Here is an 18,214-nt window from a genome sequence, read left to right on the forward strand (position 1 = left end):
CTTGTTTCCACAAGATCTCAATGAGGTTGAGTTCGGGACGGCTTTGTTGCACAACGCAGCTGAAGGTTGAGTCTCCCCAAACCCCCGACGGATTTATGCCACACGCACCGTCTGCGGCGTGCCCAGTTGGGTAAAACGGTTCAGCAGTGCGGCGCGAATCTGCAACTCCGCCCCCTGCCGTTCAAAGGTACGCGCCTTCACCCGCTCCCCCGACTCTTCTTCCTGACTTCCCTTTCTCTGGGGAAAGACCTTCTCTCAGCTGTCTTCTGGTCCGAAAATTTCAGGGCAGGTCAGCTCACTTTAGAGCATGTTATACAGCCCATCCGCTAACCGATGCGCCGCCAATCGCAACGTCGCATCCTCGACCGCGCCATACCCCAACAACAATCCAGGAAACGGTGGCTTACACAGCGCGTAGTCCGATAGCGGCGGCGTGGTCAGTCCAGCAGCCGCAAGCCGGTGGGCAACCTCGACATCGTTGCAATGCCCTGGCAAGCGCAGCACCAAATGCATGCCGGCCTCGGCGCCATAAAATCTCGCCTCGGTACCGAGCCGCTGTTGTAGCGTATCCAGGAGCTTGTCGCGCCGGTTGGCGTAGAGGCCGCGCATCCGCCGCAAATGGGCGCCGAAATGGCCGGCGCTGATGAATTCGGCCAGCGCCGCCTGGGTCACGCGGCAGGGCTTACGGTAGAGCCGAGCTTGCAGCAAGGCGATATCGCGGGCCAGTTGCAGCGGTACCACCATATAAGCCAGCGCCAGCGCCGGAAACATCACCTTGCTGAAAGTCCCCAGATAAACCGTGCGCCCGCCACGATCCAACCCTTGCAAGGCCGCCAGTGGCCGGCCGTCGTGACGAAACTCCCCATCGTAGTCATCCTCCACAATCCATGCCCCGTGCTGCGCCGCCTCGCGCAGCAGCGCCTGACGCCTAGCCATGCTCAGCACGCTGCCGAGCGGATACTGGTGCGAAGGCGTGACATAGATCAGCCGGGGTGGCGGGTAGTCTGCGTCCTGCCATGCCATCCCATGCTCATCGACCGGAATCGGATTAAGCGTGAGCCCTGCCGCCGTAAAAGCCGCCTGGGCGCCTGGATAGCCCGGCTCCTCGATCCAGGCCACATCGCCCGGATCGGCCAGCGTCCGCGCCAGCAGATCGAGCGCCTGCTGCATGCCGGCCGTGACGATGATCTGTTCCGGTCGACACACCACTCCGCGCGCCAGGGTCAGATGGTCAACCAGCGCCGTCCGCAATGCAGGGTGGGCAGCCTCATGGCCGTAGTCCCAGTCGGCAGGTTTCGCAGCCCGTTGCTGCCGCGCCAGCAGCTTGAACCACAATGGCCATGGAAACGTCGCCAGATCCGGCACCCCAGGCATGAAAGCCCGGGTTTCGCCTTCCTCCCGTTCCGAGACCCAGGTCAACAGCCCTCGCGCTCGCGCTGATAAACCTGGCTCCTTGCCCACTTCGCTATTCACAAGCCACTGACTTGGACGACTCGGCATCGGGTCGGGCAAGGCAACCGACACATAAGTCCCCGCCCCTACCCGTGCCGTCAGATAGCCTTCGGCCTGCAACTGCTCGACCGCGGCAAGCGCGGTATTGCGCCCGACTCCCCACTCAGCCGCCAACGCCCGCGTAGAAGGCAGACGCGCGCCCGGCCGCAGCCGCCCATCGATGATGGCCTGCCGCAGACGGCGATAGAGCTGGCGATACAGCGGCTCATCAGCCGTCGGCGACAGTGCAGGGGTGGGCGGCAAAGTGGTTCTATCAACCATCAGGGAATTGGTGCTTATGAAGGAGCCACTAGGCTTTTAAGCTGATGACTTTCCCCCGTCAACCGTCAGAGCCGAATCATCATGAGCCAGCTTCCCCAAACGCCCCTGACCCGTGTCCGCCGCGCCGCCAAGCGGGCTGACTACGACCGTGAAACCGTCCACGCGATTCTTGATGAAGCGCATGCCTGCCATATCGCCTTCAGCGTTGACGGCCAGCCGCATTGCATTCCGACGGCTCACTGGCGGGTCGATGACGTTCTCTATATTCATGGCAGCAATGGCAGTCGTTTGTTGCGAGAGCTGGCGAAAGGCATTCCGGCCTCGGTATGCGTGACCCTGGTCGATGGCCTGGTGATGGCCCGCTCGGCGTTCAGCCATTCGATGAACTATCGCTCGGTGGTCCTGTATGGTCAGTTTCTGCCGGTCGAGGATGAGGCCGAAGCCTGGGCTTCGCTCGAAGCCTTTATGGAGCATCTGGCACCGGGCCGCTGGAAGGAAGTCCGCCAGCCTTCGCCCCAGGAAATGGCGGCGACAACCTTGCTTGCCCTGCCGATCGAACAAGCGGTAGCCAAAGTCCGCAGTGGCCCGCCGGTCGATGATGAAGCCGATCTGGACTGGCCGGTCTGGGCCGGTGTCTGGCCGCTGGAGACGCGCCTGGGTACGCCGCAGCCGCATCAGGTCGAGACCGCTGTGTAAAGCGTTTACAAAGATTACGGCGCCGTCCCTCCATTGAGGAGGAAGGACAGCGCCATATAGAAATAAATATTTAAGCTAAACCACTGCAATATATTTAGCCAATATTATTTCTTTTATATAAAAATCTGACAAACCTTACCTCAAGATCCTTCCAGCCCTCTGAAAAGGCTTCCCTCCGGCAGAAATTCTCTCCTGTAGCGATTGAACCTGCTTTAACGACGCGGCATGTCGATTGCTGTTTCGCTATTCAAGTCAACCGCTTGTCGTTGATGGTTCCGTTCAGACTTCAGGAGAACAACCATGACTGCTACCACCCCCGATCGCAGCCGTTCCACCAGCACCAAGATCAGCAAGAGCGCCCAGCAACAGGTTATCGCCCTGCTCAAGGACGACCACAAACGGGTCAAAAAGGCCTTCCGCGAGTTCGAGAAGGCCGATGAACAGGGCGATATGGAAAGCTGTGCCAAGCTGGTCAAGCAGGTGTGCGACGAGCTGGAAGTCCACGCCAAGCTCGAAGAAGAACTGTTCTACCCGCAGGCGCGCGAAGCGCTGAAAGAGGAGGAACTGATCGATGAAGCCGAGGTGGAACACAAGAGCCTCAAGCGTCTGATTGCCGACCTCAAGGCCGGCAGCCCCGATGATCCGCGCTGGAAAGCCTCGTTCACCGTGCTGGCCGAGTATGTCAAACACCATGTGCGGGAAGAGGAAAACGAGATTTTCCCGCAGCTGGAAAAAGCCAAGCTCGATTGGGAAGGCATGCTGGAAGCCTTGCAGACCCGCAAGGCCGAATTGATGAAACGTAAGGGCATGACGTCCGAAACGGCCCAGGCCAGCCCCCACAGCAAGACCTCCCGCAGCGCCAGCCGCAGCCGGCCACACTAGCTCAATCAGACAGCCGGACTGATTACCAATGGCGAGAGGGTTTGGCGCGGACCTGTCCGTCCGCGCCAAACCCTCCCAGCCAGCGCCAGCACCTCATCCCTCGCCCTTTTGACGGCCAAATGCCGCCCGAAGCGGCTGTTGATCGGCTCGTTCCGGGCCGCTCAAGCACGATGCGCTCACGCATGTTGTTGTTCTCGTTTTGGTTTCCGTGCTCAAGCAACGCGGTTGCGGCGGGTAGCCCATGTAAAATGGCGCTTTCTCTTCAGTAGAACCGGCGATGTCGCGCGCTCTCCATCTTCTTCGCACCACTTTTGGTTACGACGCTTTCCGAGGCGAGCAGGCGGCCATCGTTGAGCATGTCGCAGCCGGCGGGGATGCCCTGGTCTTGATGCCGACCGGCGGCGGCAAATCGCTGTGTTATCAGGTGCCGGCGCTGTTGCGGCCGGGGTGCGGGGTGGTGGTGTCGCCGCTGATTGCTTTGATGCAGGATCAGGTCGAAGGACTGCACCAGTTGGGCATCGAAGCGGCCTTCCTCAACTCCACGCTCGATCTTGAAGAAGCCCGCGAAGTCGAGCGGCGCTTTCTACAAGGTGAATTGAAATTGCTTTACGTCGCACCCGAGCGACTGCTGACGCCACGTTTTCTGTCCCTGCTCGAACGGGCGCCACTGGCGTTGTTTGCCATCGATGAAGCCCATTGCGTCAGCCAGTGGGGACACGATTTCCGGCCTGAATATATCGAGCTGTCGATCCTGCACCAGCGCTTTCCCCAGGTGCCGCGCATCGCGCTCACCGCCACGGCCGACCATGCCACCCGGCGCGAGATCGCAGAAAAGCTGGGCTTGCAGGAAGCGCCGGAATTCCTTTCCAGCTTCGACCGTCCCAATATCCGCTACACCATCGTCGAGAAGAACAACGCCCGCCAGCAGTTGTTCGACCTGATCCAGCGCGAACACAAGGGCGAGGCCGGTATCGTCTATTGCCTGAGCCGACGTCGGGTCGAGGAAACCGCCGTGTGGTTGCAGGAGCGCGGTATCGCTGCCCTGCCCTACCATGCCGGCCTCGACGCCGGTGTGCGCGCCCGTCACCAGACCCGTTTCCTGCGCGACGAGGGAGTGGTGATGGTGGCCACCATCGCCTTTGGCATGGGGATCGATAAACCCGATGTCCGCTTTGTCGCCCATCTCGATCTGCCCAAGAGCCTCGAAGGCTATTACCAGGAAACCGGCCGCGCCGGCCGCGATGGCCTGCCGTCGAATGCCTGGCTGGCTTATGGGCTCAATGATGTGATGCAGATCAAGGAGATGATCGAGTCGTCCAACGCGCCCGAATCGCAGAAACATATCGAGCGGCAAAAGCTCAGCGCCATGCTGGGGCTGGCCGAAACGACGCAGTGCCGCCGTCAGGTGATCCTCAGCTATTTCGGCGAGTCCTCGCAGCCTTGCGGCAATTGCGACAACTGCCTCAATCCGCCCTCGACCTGGAATGCCACCGAAGCCGCCCGCAAGGCACTGTCCTGCGTCTACCGCACCGGCCAGCGCTACGGTGCCGGTCATCTGATCGATGTTCTGCTCGGGCGCAGCAATGAGCGGGTGAAGCAGAATTTCCATGACCGGCTCAGCACCTTCGGCATCGGCCGCGAGCTGGCCGAAGACGCCTGGCGCGCCCTGTTCCGCCAGTTGCTGGCAGGGGGCTATCTACAGATCGACGCCGAAGGCCATGGCTCGCTCCAGCTCACCGACGCCGCCCGCCCCCTGCTGCGCGGCGAGGTCGAACTCAAAGTACGCAGCCACCAGAAACGGATCAAGGCCAGCAGCGACCGCAGCAGCAGCCGGCCCAGCCATGACGATATTTCCGCCGGCGACCGGCCGACCTGGGAAAGGCTGCGGGCCCTGCGCAAACAACTGGCCGATGCGCAGAATGTGCCGGCCTATCTGATCTTCACCGATGCCACCTTGCGAGCCATGCTGGAAGCCCGCCCCACCACACTGACCGAGATGCGGCAGGTGTCGGGGGTGGGTCAGCAGAAGCTCGAACGCTACGGCGAACAGTTTCTCGAAGTGCTGATGGCCGATTAGGCCGGGCCTCCCTCCGCCCGGCTCACGCCTTGAACGTCACCCAGGGCCGCAGCCGTGCAATCGGGGCAATCAAGCCGGCGCTTTCCTGCGCCTCGATCACCGGACCGATCGGCTTATAGGCGCCCGGGGCTTCTTCGATCCGCCGCTCCTCGCGGCGAGTGACACAGTGCCAAGGCAACTCCGCTGCGGTCTGCGGACGCTGGGCGCGTACCGCCTGCCGCCGCATGGCCCGCCCCGAACCATGGCTGCACGACCACAGCCACTCGGGATTGCCGAGGCCGTTTGCCAGATAGGAGTAATCCCCCATCGAGCCCGGAATCAGCGCCAGCTCGCCGGCATCGGCCGGCGTTGCGCCTTTGCGGTGGATATTCAAGCCGTACTGGCGCATCACCACATTGTGCGGAACATCCACCACCAGCGCGCTGTCGTCCTGACCAAACACCTTGACCAGGGCATCGCGCACCAGCTCGGCCAGCACCACCCGGTTGGCCCAGGCATAGCGTGCGGCGCTGCCCATGGCGTCGAGATAGTCGTCCGCCAGCTCACCGCTCAGCCCATACAGGCCCGACTGCGGATGACGCCGCCCGGCGGGCCAGGCCGCGCGGGCGCGGTCCATCCAGCGCTGGCCGACAAAGAAGCCGACTTCGCGCGAGCCCGAATGAATCATCACCACGATCTCGTCGGCTCTAAGACCACAGGCGTAGGCCGTGTGGCGATCGAGTACCCGATCGACGATTTGCAGTTCGACAAAATGGTTGCCGGCGCCAACGGTGCCGAGATTCGGATCGCGGACGATATCGCGGCTGGACGGCATCAAGGCCGAGGGCGCATGACGCGCCGCACCAGTGAAACCGGCGAGCCCGACGGCCAGCTCAACTTCGCGGACCAGTCGCTCACGATCGACCCGGCACCATAGGCCGTCCTGATGCAAGGTGTCGATCCAGGCAAGCGGGCCGGCGTCAAACAAGGCAGTAAAGGCACTGGCGCGCAGCGGCACATCTCGACCGTTGTCGAGCAGCGTGCGCGCCAGGGCAGCCAGCAAAGGCTCGCGTTTGGCTTCGACCTGTTGCAGGGTCAGGCCGGTACGCAGCAGACGCATGCCGCAGTTGATGTCGGTGCCGATCGCGGCGGGGATCACCAGATCGGGCGTGGTCGCCACGACGCTGCCCACGGGCGCAATACTGCCGGGGTGGAAATCCGGCGTGGCGCAGGCGCGGCAGACATGACCGTCGCCTTCCGCAGCCCTTACGGCGGCGAAATCGAGCAGTTGGCGGATGGCTTTTTGTTCAAGCGGCAGACGCTCGGGCAGCAAGACGCTGGCGCGGCTGCCGTCGGCCTGGCGTTCCAGCCGGACGATGCCGCCCTCACGGGCGATCTGGATACCTTGCCGCTGCAAGGCACGTTGTAGACGGGGGAAATGACAGGACATACACAAGGCTCTGATAAGGCGCAAAAGAACCGCCGCGCATAGCGCGGGGGTGAATGCGTCCGTTCAGCAGCCTTGCCAACGAACGGGGGCGACTATAACCGAGTGGACCTGGACAGGTAAATCTTCTTTTGCCGTAGGCACGCCACTTGCGGCTCAGCGGGAAAAGGCGGCCTGCCGCCCAAGGAGACGATCATGAAACTCAAATACCTGCTGTTCGGTGAGCGTTCCCTGACCAAGGTGGCAGCACTGTTCAACAGCCCCACGACCGCCCAGGAAGCGGCCAACCGGGTGCGTACGATCTGTCATATGGCCGATTCCCAGGTCAAGATCGTCAGCCCGGCCGACCAGCCGTCCGGCACGGCTTTTTCCACCAAGATCGAACCGGAACTCAAGGGAATCTGGCATACACTGGTGCGGGCCCATCTATGGATGGGGATCGCTGGTATGCTCGCGGGTGCCCTGCTGTTTGTGCTGCTCTATGCGCTCGACAATATCTCGATACGCAGCACGCCGCTGCTGAGCCTCCTGGCCTTCCTCGGCTTTGGTCTGATGTTCGGCCTGATGCTGGGCGGCCTGTTCACGCTGCGCCCCGATCACGGTCATGTCATCACCGTGGTGCGCCAGGCCGTGGAACAGGGACGCTGGGCCGTGGTAGCCCACCCGACCGATCCCGCCCAGGTCGATTCAGTGATCAAGGCCCTGGCGCGCGGGTCGGAACGGGTAGTCAAAACCTTCTAGATCTGCCCCGCCAAACCACCGGCCGCGTCACAACGCGGCCGTTTCTGTTTGAGAAGCGGAACCGCTTCGTCTGCAAGACTTCGCCTTTCTCCTATTCAGAGGCAAAGCGGGTTCATGCCATTTAGAAAAGATAGTGCATATTTTCCGCAACATGCACAGTAAAGAATATAGAAAAATGAATATTTCCAACAGAAGCCAGATGGCTATCGCTCTAACTCGGGAAAGCCTGATGGGCGTCCGGTGACATATCTGGACAGTGAAGATCAGACGTTAGATGTTATGTTATAACTTGCCGCCTCCGCCGTTACGTTATAACATTTTTAGTCTTCCTGCCTTCTCCGCCGCCCATGACCGACCCTCAGCACGACCTTGAGCAGCAACTCAACGATGCCGCCCAATGGTGCCTCACGCGTGGTGAACGCCTGACCGACCAGCGTCGTGAAGTGCTGTCGCTGCTGCTGGCGGCGCCGGGTTCGCTGAAGGCTTACGATATTCTGGCCCAGATCCAGAAACAGAAACCCAATGCCGCACCGCCCACGGTCTACCGGGCGCTCGATTTTCTGATTGCCGTCGGTCTGATCCACAAGCTCGATTCGATGAATGCCTTTGTCGCCTGCCGCGATTTCAGCAGCCATCTGCACCGCCATGGCCTGATGCTGATCTGTGACCGCTGCAACAATGTGGTCGAGCTGTGCGATGAGGCCTTGGCCGAAAGGCTGACTGCGGTAGCTGCCGCGGCCGGCTTCACCGTCAAGCCGCAGGACATCGAAGTCAAAGGCCTGTGTGCCACCTGCCGCGAGGCCGAAGAACATGGCGCCTAACCGCCGCACTGCCTTGCTTGCCCTGTCGGCCTGGCAAAGGCTGTTGCTGACCCTGCCGCTGCTGCTGTTGCTCTGGCTGGCCGTCTATTGGGCACTGGGGGACTAGGCCGATGGAAGACGCCATCCGTCTGCACAATCTCACCCTGACCTACCACCGCCATCCGGTGGTCCACCATGTCTCGGGCAGTTTTCGCGCCGGCGAAGCCACTGCCATCGTCGGCCCCAACGGCGCCGGCAAAAGCACCTTGCTCAAAGCCATGGTCGGCCTGCTTACCCCGCACGAGGGCCGGATCGAACTGTGCAAGCTGCGCCAGCGCGATATCGCCTATCTGCCGCAACAAGCGGCCATCGACCGCAGTCTGCCGCTGACCGTTGCCGATGTGGTGCGACTGGGTGACTGGCGCACCTCAGGCTGGTTCGGCCGTGTATCCCGCCAGGCGCGTGCGCGGGCCGATACGGCCCTGGCCGAGGTCGGGCTCGCCGGTTTCGGCCAACGCCCGATCGACGAACTCTCCAGCGGCCAATTCCAGCGGGCGCTGTTTGCCCGTCTGTTATTGCAGGACGCACCGATCGTTCTGCTCGACGAGCCCTTTACCGCGCTCGACCACAAGACCACCGTCGATCTGCTGCGGCTGATCCAGCGCTGGCGCAGCGAAGGACGCACCGTGATTGCGGTGCTGCACGACTTTGCCCAGGTACGCGAGCATTTCCCGCACACCCTGCTGCTTGCCAAGGAATGCATAGCCTGGGGCGACACGGCCAGCGTACTGACCCCCGAACGGCTGCGCCGCGCCAATGCCATGGAAGAAGAGTGGGACGAAACGGCCGAAGTCTGCCGCCGTGACACGGCGCCGGTGGCGCCTGTCCATGATCATTCCGCCCATCCGCATCAACACTAGGGATCGTCATGACCTTGCACGAACTGTTCTGGCAGCCGTTCGCCGAATTCGCCATGATGCGCCGCGCCCTGGTCGGCTGTCTGGCGCTGGCACTCGGCTGCGCCCCGATCGGGCTGTTTCTGGTGCTGCGCCGGATGAGCCTGGTGGGCGATGCCATGAGCCACGCCATCCTGCCTGGCGCCGCGATTGCCTTTATCGCCTATGGCCTGTCGCTCACGGCCATGAGCTTGGGCGGTCTGGTGGCCGGAATGGTGGTGGTGCTGGCAGCGGGTCTGGTGAGCCGCGCCACCCAACTCAAGGAAGACGCCAGCTTTGCCGCCTTCTACCTGGTGTCGCTGGCCAGCGGCGTGCTGCTGGTGTCGAAATGGGGCAATAACGTCGATTTGATGCATATCCTGTTCGGCGGCGTGCTGGCCGTCGATGATCAGGCGCTGCTGTTTCTCGCTTCGGTGGCCACCATCACCCTGGTCACGCTGGCCCTGATCTACCGGCCGCTGGTCGTCGAGAGTTTTGACCCCGAATTCATGCGCAGCATGGGCGGTGGGGGCGCCTGGGTACATTTTCTGTTTCTGATCCTGGTCGTGCTCAATCTGGTGGCGGGATTCCAGGCACTGGGCACCCTGATGTCGGTTGGGCTGATGATGCTGCCGGCCGCCGCCGCCCGGCTCTGGACCAAATCGCTATCGGTCATGCTGGCCATTGCGCTGGCGCTGGCCCTGTTATCGGGCTTCAGCGGGCTGTTGCTGTCCTATCACGCCAACCTGCCCTCGGGCCCGACGATTATCCTGACCGCCGGCCTCGCCTATTTCATCTCGCTGGCGCTGGGTCGCCAGGGCGGCGTGCTCTGGCGCTGGATCAAGGGCCGCCATCTCGAAGCCTGAACGGAGAATTTCCATGCTGTTACGCCGGCTGGCCGCCCTGGGCGCCGCTCTGCTCTCCCTGACCGCCTCGGCCGAACGGCTGCCGGTCGTCGCAAGCTTCAGTCTGCTTGCCGATCTGACCCAGGCGGTCGGCGGCGAACATATCGAACTCAAGACCCTGGTCGGCCCCGATGGCGATGCCCATGTCTACCAGCCGACCCCGCGCGATGTGCAGGCGGTAGCCAAGGCACGCGTCCTGGTGGTCAACGGCCTGGGCTTTGAAGGCTGGATCGGCCGCCTGCGCCAGGCCAGCCGCTTCAAAGGGATCGAAGTCGTCGCCAGCCAAGGCTTGACTCCGCTCGCCGGCGACCACCACGGCCACCCTCATGCCGATCCGCATGCCTGGCAGAATCCGGCCAATGTGCACCGCTATGTCGACAATATCGCCACGGGCCTTGCCCAGGCCGATCCGGCCAATGCCACCTACTACCGCCAGCGCGCCGGCGACTACCGGCGCCGCCTGAGCGAGTTCGAACGCTGGGCCGACGCCGAGATGGCCAGCATCCCGCTGGCCAAGCGCCAGGTCATCACCAGCCACGACGCCTTTGCCTATCTGGGCCAGCGCTTTGCGATCCGCTTCCAGGCGCCGCAGGGGCGCGGCACCGACAGCGAAGCCTCGGTCCAGGATGTGGTCAAGCTGATCCGCCAGATTCGCCAATCGCGCATCCAGGCAGTCTTCGTCGAAAACATCAGCAACCCCCGACTGCTTGAACAGATCGGCCGCGAAACCGGCGTCGCCCCAGGCGGCCGGCTCTACTCCGACGCCTTGTCGACCGCCAACGGCCCGGCGCCCGATTACCTGGCCATGATGCGTCACAATATTTCCCAGTTGGTTGCGGGGATGCGGCGCAACTGAGGGCTGGGTTTCGAGACAAAAATAAATTTTCCGGAAAAATTTTCGCAAGTAATACGGCATATTTTAGAAATAAATAAACGATTTCTCCAAATCGCCCATGGTTGCGTATTGCCTGTTAACGGCGGCTCCGGACAAAGCCGTGACAGCGCTCTACCGGCGAAACAGCACCATCCGGCTCGCCAGGCTGATCTGGACCTCGGTTCGCCCTGATCGACTGCCTTGTCCATCACCGATTTCTGATGGTTTTCCTGGCCTCCGAGCACCTCGACAACCCTCTGTCTCACCACGCTGGGATCCAGTCTGGACAACGGTTCCAGCCCATGCCCTCACCCTTGGCGCTCAGACCAAAAAAAGTAATCACGGCAACGGCTTATCGTCGTAAAATAACCGGTCTGATGTCGCTGCCGACTGTCCAGTTGGTCCGCCACTTGACCGGTTGGCCGTGCAGCAGAATCAAGGCAGATGCCTCAGTCAGGATCGATGACGAATGCCGCGTGTAAGCGCTTTGTTCGATCGGCAGAAAAACGATCCGCTGAGGCTGAATTACCGCCTGAACGATGCCAAACTAGATAAAGTGAAACGCCCCGGGGGGCTTCCCCGATCCGGGCGATAAAGAAGAAGAACTGAGAAGTCGCTTTCCTCATCCCGCTTGGCTGTAACAGTTAAAATTCCCCGGCTTTGACGGCATTCCTTACATGCCCGCCGCCATTGCCGCATGACATGATGAATACCGTCAGCCGTATCCAGAGACGACCATGGAAACCCGTCACGCCCCCACCGCTTTAGGCTTCGTCGCCCAGCACGGCGATCTGGAAGCCGCCTTTGCCGCCACCCGCGCCCAACTGGCCGAACTGCATGTCGATATGGATGTCGGCCTGTCGCGCAGTCAGGAAATCTCCGCCGAAATGCTGGCCCGTCTTGCCGCCCTGCAAGAACGCCAGGGCGACCTTGAAGGCGCTTACCGTTCCATCCGCGCCGCCGCTTTGTGGGGCCAGCGCGAAGAGGAATATGTCTTCCAGGCCGGCCGCCTGGCCATCGCCTGCGGCCGTTATGAAGAAGCTGGCCTGCTGTGGAACCGCAATGCGATCAGCCAGTTCTCCAGCGCGACTTGCGCCCGCATCGGCGCTGCCTGCCGTCAGTTCATGGCCGAGCACGCCGACGAAACCGGCGCCGCCTTTACGCTGGCCCGTATCTGCCGTGATGTCCTGCGCGGTGCCAGCCTCGGCGGCCAAAGCCTGATGAGCGCGCTGCGCCCCAACCGGCGCGACGACGGCCAGAACGAAAGCCTGGCCTGTTGAGTGCCACGTCGGCGCCGGTGTGCTGACCACCACCGCCAGGACATAAAAAAAGCGCCGCTGGGCTTCTGCCCCGGCGCTTTTTCCATGCCATCTTCAGCTATTCCAGCCACACCAGACAGGCCATCCGCCCGGTCCGGCCGTCACGACGATAGGAAAAATACCGTTCAGCCTCACTGACGGTACACGCCCCGCCACCGTAAACCCTTTCCACACCCAGGGCCGCGAGCCGCAGACGGGCCAATCGATACAGATCAGCCCACCATTTGCCCGGTAGGCCGGTTGGCCGAAACGCCATTTCAGCCGCCGCATCGTGGGCAAGAAACGCTTCCCTTACCTCCGCTCCCACCTCAAACGCCTCGGGGCCGATCGCCGGTCCCAACCAGGCCGACAACCCGGCCGCCCCGCCCAGCTTCTCAACCGTGGCTTCCAGTACTCCCCCGGCCAGGCCACGCCAACCTGCATGGGCCGCACCGACAGCGCTGCCGTCGTCCCGGGCAAACAGCACAGGCAGACAATCGGCGGTCAGGACAGCACAGACCCGACCTGGAGCGAACGCCACAGCGGCATCGGCTTCAGGAGCCTCCTGCGCCACCTGGGCCACATCGATCACCTCGAGGCCATGGACCTGCCGCAACCAGACCGGCTGGCCCGGCAAGGACCGACGCAGCAAGGACCGATTGGCCGCCACCGCCGCCGGATCGTCACCGACATGGTCACCCAGATTCAGACTTCGATAAGGCGGCAGACTGACGCCACCGTCACGCGTGCTATAGAGCGCGCCCACCCCGGGCGGCAGCGGCCAATCCGGCCGCAGCAATCCGGGAGTTTTGCCGGGTTCGGGTGCCACGTTTTCTCCTTGAGGAAAGCCTCTGCTTGAAATTAAAGAAATAGGAATAAATTCTGCAAGATAAGTAGCCGTATATACATAAAAATACATATATACGGCTCTACCACTTCAATCTTCGGCTTCCAGGTCGGCCTGCAACGCTGCCAGCAAAGTCACCATGTCGGTCGGCAATTCGGCCTTCCAGCCAAGCAGCCGTCCATCGTCAGGATGAAGCAAGGCCAACTCTGCAGCGTGCAGGGCCTGCCGGTTGAATTGTTGCAGCACAGTGGCCAGCGCCGACGTGACAGCAGGCGGGCGGCCGCCGTAGACCGGATCGGCCGCCAGGGCATGGCCGATTGACTGCATATGCACCCGGATCTGATGGGTACGGCCGGTTTCGAGCTTGCATTGCACCAGGGTATGGTTGCGGTAGCGCATCAGCACGCGGTAATGGGTGATGGCCGGTTTGCCGTGTTCCACCACCGCCATCTTGAGCCGGTCGCGCGGATGACGGCCGATCGGCCGGTCGATGGTAGCGTCGGTATTGAGGCGTCCCTGCGCCACCGCCAGATAGAGCCGCGTCACGCTGCGCGCCTGGAGTTGGCGCACCAGATGGGTCTGGGCGGTCAGCGTGCGCGCCACCACCATCAGGCCGCTGGTGTCCTTGTCGAGCCGATGCACAATGCCGGCGCGCGGCAGCTGGGCCAGATCGGGATAGCGGTAAAGCAAGCCATTGAGTAAGGTGCCGGACCAGTTTCCGGCCGCCGGATGAACCACCAGGCCCGCCGGCTTGTCGATGACCACGAGACTTGCATCCTCGTAGATCACCGGAAAGTCGACCGGCTCGGGCTGAAAAGCCTGGACCTGCGGATCAGTCTCGATCTCGACCGTCACGGATTCGCCACCCCAGACCTTGGTCTTGGGCGCGACCACCCGACCGTCGAGCAGGACACGCCCACTCTCGATCCAGCGCACCAAGCGGCTGCGCGAATAGTCGGTCAACAGACTGGCCAGGGCGGCATCAAAACGAATTCCGGCCGCAGAGGCCGGAATGTCGAGGTTTAGGCGTTCGCCCGAATCGCTATAATCTTCGGTTTCTAGACCGGATTCCAAAATGGGGTCGTTCATGACACGTATTTTACCCGCTCTTGTCGCCGGCCTGCTGCTCGCTGGTTGCAGCACCATCGGCAAGCCCGAGGAACCCAAGACCGCCAGTGCGGAAGAAATGTACCGCGAGGCCCAGCAGGAACTGAGCGAAGGCAACTATGCCTCAGCGGTCAAGCGGTTCGAAGCCCTGTCGGCCCGTTACCCTTATGGTCGCTATGCCCAGCAAGCCGAACTGGAAATCGCCTACGCCAACTACAAGGACCAGGAACCCACCCTGGCATTGGCGGCAGTCGATCGCTTTATCAAGCAGTATCCGGCCCATCCGAGCGTGGACTACGCCTACTATCTCAAGGGCCTGATCAACTTCCTGGAAGACCGCACCCTGTTTGCAGCGATCTCGCGGCAGGATCTGTCGGAACGCGACCCGCGCGCCGCCCGCGAGTCGTTCGAAGCCTTCCGCGATCTGATTACCCGTTTCCCCAACAGCCGCTACGCCGAAGACGCACGTGACCGCCTGGCCTTTCTGGTGACGGCGCTCGCTGACCATGAGCTCCATGTCGCCCGCTATTACTATAAGCGCGGCGCCTATCTGGCGGCGGCCAACCGGGCCAAGGTGGTGCTGGAGAACTATTCTCATACCGACCGGGTCGAGCGGGCGCTGGTCATGATGTCTGCCGCTTACGACAAACTCGGCATGAACGAGCTGCGCGACGACAGCCGCCGCGTTTTGGAAAAGAACTATCCAAACAGCAAGTTAACTGCCGAAATCGTCTTCGCTGACGAAAGCTGGTGGAAACTTTGGTAGAAATTTTACAAAAGGGGTTTACAAACCAGAAAAAGCCCCTTAATATGCGCGTCTCTTCGCTGCTGAACGACGAAACAGCGAAGCAGTTTGGGGGTATAGCTCAGCTGGGAGAGCGCTTGCATGGCATGCAAGAGGTCATCGGTTCGATCCCGTTTACCTCCACCAAATTGAGATGATTTGACATTGTCAGGTTGTCGAGATTAAGTCCCCATCGTCTAGAGGCCTAGGACACCGCCCTTTCACGGCGATAACCGGGGTTCGAATCCCCGTGGGGACGCCAACAAAGCCCATCCGACAAGGGGCTTGACCGAGCGAAGTGATTCGTCAGGAATGTCGGAATTTGGGGGTATAGCTCAGCTGGGAGAGCGCTTGCATGGCATGCAAGAGGTCATCGGTTCGATCCCGTTTACCTCCACCAAATTGAGATGATTTGACATTGTCAGGTTGTCGAGATTAAGTCCCCATCGTCTAGAGGCCTAGGACACCGCCCTTTCACGGCGATAACCGGGGTTCGAATCCCCGTGGGGACGCCACTTAAAAACGGCCGCGTGCAAACGCGGCCGTTTTGCTATGCTTCAGCCGAATCAGCACGCCTATCTACCGCTCTTGCTCGATAGCTCGCCACTGCTACGGAAGTTCACACATGGCTCCTTTGTTGCAACAGCAGTTCGATCACTGGATGGATGTGGCCAATACCGCCATGGAAGACCAGGATCTCGAAGAAGCCCTCAGCGCCATCGACAGCGCCGCCGCCACCCTGACTGCAGCGGCCGAACAGGGTATCGAATACTGGGCCTGGATCTACGACTATCGCCGCTACCTGCTGCTCGAACTCGGCCGCAACGACGAAGGCATCGCCGCCAGCCGTGAAGCCATTGCCCGGATCAATCCCTCCCAGCTTTTCCCCTACGTCGCCGAACATCGGCATCTGCGCACCACGCTGCGGGCGGCCCACCATGCCGTGGCGCGCCATCTCTACCACCACGCCGATAACGATGAGCAGCTCGAACAAGCACTGGCGCATGCCGAACAGAGCCTGACCATCAGCTCCCCGATCGATGAGGAGCCTTCCCGTCCACTGTTTCTGGCCACCCAGGCACTGATTCTGGCCGATCTGTCCGAGCGCCAGCCTGCCCTGCGGCCCCAATTGTGGTTGCTGCTCAAAACCATGCAGCAGGCAGCCAATCCGTATTTGCAGGAAGAGGAAGAGCTGGCCGAACAGATCAACGACGCCGATTTCCAGCGCTATCTGGCCGACGACCCGCTGGAGAAAAGCCGCCACGGCCCCGAAGGCGAAAGCGCCGCCGCAGCGCTCGTGCGCTACGAAACCTTTATTGCCGCCCTGGCCGAAGTCGATCCCACCCGGGCCTCGTTCCACGAACTCGAACGCGCCGGCCCGCTGCCTGAGCTGGCCGACCCGACCCTGCCCACCGAACTGGTGAGCTTTCTGCGGGAAGTCGGCCCCGTCTCGGCCGGCGAAGACTGGTCGGCCTTCTGGCTACGCGCCCCGGCCGATCTGGAAGCGAGCGGCCTGGTCGACTTCATCAAATGGATCTGGGGTTCACGCGACGAAATCGACGAGTCCTACGATTCGGAAGATATCGAGCAGCTGAACCGCTCGTACCGGGTGTTCGGGATGCAGTATTACGACGACAATCAGCACAGCTATCTGTACTTCGACGAAGCCGGCCGCTTCGGTTCGATCTATTACGACCAGGACAATTTCGATGCCCTCTGTCGTGATTATCTCGACCCGATGTTGAACGCCAGCCCCGCCGACTGCACACTCGATGAACTGGTCAGCGCGCTGATCGACGAGACCATTGAAGACGTCCACGAATCGTTCAGCGAAGAGTGAGACAGCGCTTCATGCCGTCGACCTTGGCCTGGGCGGAAAGCATTTACGTGCCGGGACAGGCCAGAAGTAACGACTAGCGCATTTCCATTTAGATCAGCATCGCCGCTAAGCCTGGTGGAACACTGTACGCCTGCGCTTTGAGGTCCGGACACGCTGCCGCCGAATTGGCTGGAAAGGCGCTAGCTCACCTCCCAAGAACTCGGCGTCGGCGGATCTGCACACAGCGCATCACAACCAACGCGCCGCTTGAAGGGGAAATGCGCTAACCCAAGGCCGCCAGCCGCCGCCTGACCCGCTGATCGGCCTGCCGGGTGGTTTCCGGCAGACGGTAACGCGGTGTCAGGCGCAGTATCCAGTCGCAGGCCGCATCGAGCGTTATCCGGTGGCCTATCGATACGTCAACGGGTTTCACCCCATCCTGGGTCCGCAATACCCGTCCCACCACCGCTTCTCCATCGACCAGCTCGCTTGCCGACCCACGCGCCGATGCCGGCTCGGCCGCCTCGCCCACCAGCCGCGTCTTGGCACAACCCAGCGTCGGCAGGTCGTACAGCACACCCAGATGACAAGCCAGACCGAAACGGCGCGGATGGGCCAAGCCCTGCCCGTCGCAGACCACCAGATCGGGCCGCCGCGATAATTTCTCCAGCGCCGCCATGATCGCCGGCAACTCACGAAACGAAAACAGACCCGGCACATAGGGAAACTGCACCGCCGCCTCGGCCTCGGCAGCCTCGACCACCTCCAGCGTCATCGCATCGAGCAGCACCACGCTGGCCACCAGTACCATCTCATCCTTGGCATAGGCCACATCGACCCCTGCCACGGTCGCTATCGGTCCAGGCTCAACACAGCGCACCTTGGCTGCCAGCTCGCGCTGCAATGCCCAGGCGGCATCGATATCGAGTTGCCAGGGATGGTCGATCACCGGTTTCATCAGTTCTCCAGAAAAAAACCAGGCTTGTCGGGTCTACGGCAGGTCTGCCTGTCCCCTCCTGCTCCGCAAGCAAGCTGCTGGGCTGGTTGGGCGCTTGGCTAAGTGACGCCCTAGCGCATTTCCAGTCAATTCGGCATCAGCGGGGCCGAACCTCAAAGCGCAAGCGTGCAGCGCTCCGCCAGGCTTAGCGGCGACGCCGATCGAAATGGAAATGCTCTAGCGTATGTCCGAAAAACTCGGAGGCAGCGGGTCCGGGCACAGCGCATCAGATTGGGGTCGATCAACCAGCGTG

General features: G+C 61.9%; 16 protein-coding genes, 4 tRNA genes and 1 pseudogene. 15 read left to right on the forward strand and 6 right to left on the reverse strand.

Annotated features, from left to right (window positions below):
• Positions 1 to 93 precede the first annotated feature (93 nt).
• Both ACFOW7_RS09110 and pdxR read right to left on the reverse strand, forming a co-directional pair.
• A pseudogene (locus ACFOW7_RS09110) lies at positions 94 to 210 on the reverse strand (IS5/IS1182 family transposase); the annotation flags it as partial.
• A 90-nt stretch (positions 211 to 300) separates the two neighbouring features.
• Positions 301 to 1,773 (reverse strand): MocR-like pyridoxine biosynthesis transcription factor PdxR, encoded by a 1,473-nt coding sequence (gene pdxR / locus ACFOW7_RS09115; RefSeq protein ID WP_378163344.1) that lies wholly within the window; start codon positions 1,771 to 1,773, stop codon positions 301 to 303.
• A gap of 81 nt (positions 1,774 to 1,854) precedes the next feature.
• Between pdxR and ACFOW7_RS09120 the strand changes: the two genes are divergently transcribed.
• From ACFOW7_RS09120 to recQ, 3 genes are all read left to right on the forward strand, one after another.
• Entirely contained in the window at positions 1,855 to 2,469 is a 615-nt protein-coding gene (locus ACFOW7_RS09120) for a pyridoxamine 5'-phosphate oxidase family protein (RefSeq protein ID WP_378163346.1), read from the forward strand.
• A gap of 300 nt (positions 2,470 to 2,769) precedes the next feature.
• Complete coding sequence (locus ACFOW7_RS09125) at positions 2,770 to 3,351, forward strand: hemerythrin domain-containing protein (RefSeq protein WP_378163348.1); 582 nt, start codon at positions 2,770 to 2,772, stop codon at positions 3,349 to 3,351.
• A gap of 277 nt (positions 3,352 to 3,628) precedes the next feature.
• On the forward strand, positions 3,629 to 5,428 hold the full coding sequence (gene recQ / locus ACFOW7_RS09130; RefSeq protein ID WP_378163350.1) for a DNA helicase RecQ: 1,800 nt from the start codon (positions 3,629 to 3,631) through the stop codon (positions 5,426 to 5,428).
• A gap of 22 nt (positions 5,429 to 5,450) precedes the next feature.
• On the opposite strand, the gene ACFOW7_RS09135 is transcribed toward recQ, so the two are convergent.
• Complete coding sequence (locus tag ACFOW7_RS09135; protein ID WP_378163352.1) at positions 5,451 to 6,857, reverse strand: RtcB family protein; 1,407 nt, start codon at positions 6,855 to 6,857, stop codon at positions 5,451 to 5,453.
• 192 nt (positions 6,858 to 7,049) lie between these two features.
• Here ACFOW7_RS09135 and ACFOW7_RS09140 point away from each other — a divergent pair, with 192 nt between their 5' ends.
• From ACFOW7_RS09140 to ACFOW7_RS09165, 6 genes are all read left to right on the forward strand, one after another.
• Positions 7,050 to 7,595 carry a riboflavin biosynthesis protein RibA gene (locus ACFOW7_RS09140; RefSeq protein WP_378163354.1) on the forward strand — a complete coding sequence of 182 codons (546 nt, stop codon included), beginning with the start codon at positions 7,050 to 7,052 and terminating at the stop codon, positions 7,593 to 7,595.
• A 347-nt stretch (positions 7,596 to 7,942) separates the two neighbouring features.
• A complete protein-coding gene (locus ACFOW7_RS09145; RefSeq protein WP_378163357.1) occupies positions 7,943 to 8,416 on the forward strand; it encodes a transcriptional repressor in 474 nt (157 codons plus the stop codon).
• Between the two features lie 110 nt (positions 8,417 to 8,526).
• Positions 8,527 to 9,315, forward strand: coding sequence for a zinc ABC transporter ATP-binding protein AztA (gene aztA / locus ACFOW7_RS09150; protein ID WP_378163359.1), 789 nt, complete (start codon positions 8,527 to 8,529; stop codon positions 9,313 to 9,315).
• Between the two features lie 8 nt (positions 9,316 to 9,323).
• Entirely contained in the window at positions 9,324 to 10,196 is an 873-nt protein-coding gene (locus ACFOW7_RS09155) for a metal ABC transporter permease (protein WP_378163361.1), read from the forward strand.
• Between the two features lie 13 nt (positions 10,197 to 10,209).
• Positions 10,210 to 11,091 (forward strand): metal ABC transporter substrate-binding protein, encoded by an 882-nt coding sequence (locus tag ACFOW7_RS09160; protein ID WP_378163363.1) that lies wholly within the window; start codon positions 10,210 to 10,212, stop codon positions 11,089 to 11,091.
• A 755-nt stretch (positions 11,092 to 11,846) separates the two neighbouring features.
• Positions 11,847 to 12,389, forward strand: coding sequence for a hypothetical protein (locus tag ACFOW7_RS09165; protein WP_378163365.1), 543 nt, complete (start codon positions 11,847 to 11,849; stop codon positions 12,387 to 12,389).
• 97 nt (positions 12,390 to 12,486) lie between these two features.
• Here ACFOW7_RS09165 and pgeF read toward each other — a convergent pair whose 3' ends face one another.
• Positions 12,487 to 13,236, reverse strand: a complete 750-nt coding sequence (gene pgeF / locus ACFOW7_RS09170; protein ID WP_378163367.1) for a peptidoglycan editing factor PgeF — start codon at positions 13,234 to 13,236, stop codon at positions 12,487 to 12,489.
• 108 nt (positions 13,237 to 13,344) lie between these two features.
• On the reverse strand, positions 13,345 to 14,343 hold the full coding sequence (gene rluD, locus ACFOW7_RS09175) for a 23S rRNA pseudouridine(1911/1915/1917) synthase RluD (protein ID WP_378163369.1): 999 nt from the start codon (positions 14,341 to 14,343) through the stop codon (positions 13,345 to 13,347).
• On the opposite strand from rluD, the gene ACFOW7_RS09180 reads away from it, so the two are divergent.
• The 6 genes from ACFOW7_RS09180 to ACFOW7_RS09205 all read left to right on the forward strand — a co-directional run bounded on the left by ACFOW7_RS09180 (position 14,342) and on the right by ACFOW7_RS09205 (position 16,985).
• Complete coding sequence (locus tag ACFOW7_RS09180; protein WP_378163371.1) at positions 14,342 to 15,127, forward strand: outer membrane protein assembly factor BamD; 786 nt, start codon at positions 14,342 to 14,344, stop codon at positions 15,125 to 15,127. The genes rluD and ACFOW7_RS09180 overlap by 2 nt on opposite strands.
• Before the next feature lie 89 nt (positions 15,128 to 15,216).
• A tRNA-Ala gene (locus ACFOW7_RS09185) sits at positions 15,217 to 15,292 on the forward strand.
• Positions 15,293 to 15,331: 39 nt separating this feature from the next.
• Positions 15,332 to 15,407 (forward strand) — tRNA-Glu (locus ACFOW7_RS09190).
• A 62-nt stretch (positions 15,408 to 15,469) separates the two neighbouring features.
• Positions 15,470 to 15,545, forward strand: a tRNA-Ala gene (locus ACFOW7_RS09195).
• A gap of 39 nt (positions 15,546 to 15,584) precedes the next feature.
• Positions 15,585 to 15,660: transfer RNA gene (locus ACFOW7_RS09200), tRNA-Glu, on the forward strand.
• A gap of 110 nt (positions 15,661 to 15,770) precedes the next feature.
• On the forward strand, positions 15,771 to 16,985 hold the full coding sequence (locus tag ACFOW7_RS09205) for a hypothetical protein (protein WP_378163373.1): 1,215 nt from the start codon (positions 15,771 to 15,773) through the stop codon (positions 16,983 to 16,985).
• A 262-nt stretch (positions 16,986 to 17,247) separates the two neighbouring features.
• On the opposite strand, the gene nfi is transcribed toward ACFOW7_RS09205, so the two are convergent.
• Positions 17,248 to 17,922 (reverse strand): deoxyribonuclease V, encoded by a 675-nt coding sequence (gene nfi / locus ACFOW7_RS09210; RefSeq protein ID WP_378163375.1) that lies wholly within the window; start codon positions 17,920 to 17,922, stop codon positions 17,248 to 17,250.
• Positions 17,923 to 18,214 lie beyond the last annotated feature (292 nt).

Source organism: Chitinimonas lacunae (assembly GCF_042650885.1).
In the GTDB taxonomy this organism is placed as follows: domain Bacteria; phylum Pseudomonadota; class Gammaproteobacteria; order Burkholderiales; family Chitinimonadaceae; genus Chitinimonas_A; species Chitinimonas_A lacunae.